The following is a 2084-nucleotide window of genomic DNA, read 5'->3' as shown; positions in this document are numbered from 1 at the left end:
CAGCCGATTGCGCGGGTGCGGGGGTGGCCGGCGCCTGCGCATGCGACTGCGAGGCCGGCGTCAGCAACAACAGCATCGCGGCTGCGGGCGCGGCCAACCATGTCGTCAGGCAAAAAGGGCGGAGAGAACTCATTAACGCTAGACCTCAATTTTGCTGCTGGGCCGGCTCCAGATGGGCAGCGTCGATCACGAACTGTGCCAACGCCCGGCCAAGGCAATCATGGACCTGTTTCGCCAGTTCGGGCCCGCGGGACGGGCTGAACAGGTCGAACTGACCCTGGTCATTCCACTGCCGCATGATCGCGAAACGATCGAACAGCGGAATATCATGCTCCTGCGCCACCACGCGCATATTATCGAGAAACGGTTGCGCCGAGATCATCGTTTCGGTGCGCGGGCTGTACTGCAAATTCATCAAGACGACGTCAGCCCCTGCCTTTTGCAACGCAACAACCCCTTCGGTCACGGCGCTGCGAAATTCGTCGGGATCGATGGATCGGATGGCATCCACGGTCCCGGTTTGCCAGACGACCAAAGTAGGCGTTTTTGCTTCTATCAGCTTAACGAAGGTAGACGCGGCCTCCTCCGCCGTTCTTTTGCTCTGTATTTCTACGGAGACGTGCACCACCTCGGACGCAGGCAGCTTCTCCTTAAGGATCGCCTCCATGCGCGCCGGATAGGAGCTGCTCTCCGAAGACGGAATCGTGGTCGAGCGGCTGCCGATGACGAGGATGTCGAGCGGTTTGCCGGCCTTGAGGGCATCGGCGACCTTGAGAAGCCGACTTTCGCTGGTAAGCAGATAAGACGGCAGTTCGCATGCCGCGGGCGCGGCAGGCGCAGCATCGCCCGCGCGCGCCACAGGCGCGGCGAGGCTACCGCATAGCAGGATCAGGCTCAGGAGAACCTTCGCCTTCATCAGCCCCCTCCCGCCAAATCGGCGTTGCCGACGGCGTTTTTGGTTTTCGCACCGCTCTTGTCAGCCACCCGCTTGTACCACGAAATCACCCACGCCACGCCCCACATGATCAGGACCCCGGAGAGACTAATCAGCGCATGCATGGCTGCGCCGCCGGAGACTTCGGCGAGAATGAAATGGCCGGCAAAGGCCAGGAAGACGCCGAGGCAGAAGATCTCGAGCGAATGCTGGCCACATAGAATCAATGGTCGCAGCCAGCGCGATTTCAAGCCCGGCCAATCCCGGGGCAGGAAGCGCACGGTGAGGGCGGCCAGCGCCAGGAAATGCGTGAAGCGCAGCACGTCGAGATCGGTCTTGTCGATCGGGTACATCCACTGCTCGATCCGCTTCGGCATGAAGTGGGAGAGCTGCGGCACGTACCAGGTCAGCGTCACGCAGAACGCCGCCGCGAGATAGGCGATCGATATCCACATCGTCACGGGCGAGGCCAGGATGCGCGACATCCGTCGCGCACCTCCGAGCGCGCACCATGCACCGAACACGAACAGCAATTGCCAGGCGAAGGGATTGAAGGCCCAGAACCCGTTCGGATAGGCCGACAGATAGAGATCGTATTCCCAGGTGACGACGTAGAGCGCGACCGAGAGGCCGAGGGTGAAGTCGGGGCGCCATTTCATCGACCACAGGATCAGCGGCAGCGCCAGCATCAGCACGATGTAGAGCGGCAGCACGTCCATGTTGACCGGTCGGAAGCGCAGCAGCAGCGCCTGCACGATGGTGATGTCGGGCTGCTTGAGGAAATCCAGGATGCCCATTTCTTCGGTGTAGAGCGGGTTCTCGAACCTGGTCGCGACATAGGAGATTTCTGCGAGGAAGATCGTGAACAGGAAGACGTGAGCGACATAGATCTGCCAGACCCGGCGCAGGATGCGGGCGGTGGCGATGAGGACGCCGCTCTCCAGCATCGCCCTTCCGTAGACGAAGGCGGCGGTGTAGCCGGAGATGAAGATGAAGATCTCGGTGGCGTCGCTGAAGCCGTAATTGCGGATGGTGAACCACGTCAGGAGACTGGCCGGCAGATGGTCGATGAAGATCAGCCACAGCGCGAGGCCGCGGAACAGGTCGAGCCGGAGCTCGCGCTCGCCGATGGCGGGCAGCGTGATCGCCG

Annotated in this window: 2 protein-coding genes; both read right to left on the bottom strand. The window is 61.9% G+C overall.

What is annotated here, in order from left to right; translation table 11 throughout:
- Positions 1-145 precede the first annotated feature (145 nt).
- Positions 146-916: an SGNH/GDSL hydrolase family protein gene (locus tag MOV74_RS36815; protein ID WP_246932266.1), complete on the bottom strand. Its 771-nt coding sequence runs from the start codon at positions 914-916 to the stop codon at positions 146-148.
- Positions 916-2084, bottom strand: a 1169-nt coding sequence (locus tag MOV74_RS36810; protein WP_246932264.1) for an OpgC domain-containing protein, incomplete at its 5' end; no start/stop codon positions are given. The genes MOV74_RS36815 and MOV74_RS36810, both read right to left, overlap by 1 nt.

The sequence above is a fragment of the Bradyrhizobium sp. SHOUNA76 genome, from assembly GCF_023006445.1.
Lineage (GTDB): Bacteria > Pseudomonadota > Alphaproteobacteria > Rhizobiales > Xanthobacteraceae > Bradyrhizobium.
This window is presented reverse-complemented; position numbering and strand designations above follow the sequence as displayed.